Source organism: Pseudomonas sp. AD21 (genome assembly GCF_002878485.1).
Classification (GTDB): domain Bacteria; phylum Pseudomonadota; class Gammaproteobacteria; order Pseudomonadales; family Pseudomonadaceae; genus Aquipseudomonas.
In genome coordinates this window covers 1-303 of the sequence record NZ_NQYG01000150.1, presented here as the reverse complement: position 1 = coordinate 303, position 303 = coordinate 1, and the positions used below count along the sequence as shown (strand labels likewise).

Sequence of the window (303 nt, the reverse complement as noted above, 5' to 3'; positions counted from 1 at the left end):
TGCTGGCTGCGCGTGTCATCCGCCTGGGCCGGTGCCCAGTACGGCGGCATCGCCATCCCGCGCATCGGCATGGAAGTGTTGGTCACGTTCCTTGAAGGCGACCCCGATCAACCGCTGATCAGCGGCTGCCTGTACCACAAGGAAAACACCGTCCCCTATCCACTGCCGGCGAACAAGACCCGCAGCACCTTCAAAACCCTGAGCTCGATGGGCGGCGGTGGTTACAACGAACTGCGCATCGAAGACAAGAAAGGTCAGGAACAGATCTACCTGCACGCCCAGCGCGACTGGGACGAAAACGTC

Annotated in this window: 1 protein-coding gene; it reads left to right on the top strand. The window is 61.4% G+C overall.

Features of this window, described 5'->3' with window-relative positions; all coding sequences use genetic code 11:
- Positions 1 to 303: type VI secretion system tip protein VgrG (gene vgrG / locus PseAD21_RS29390; protein WP_146011330.1), on the top strand; the 303-nt coding region annotated here is incomplete at both ends.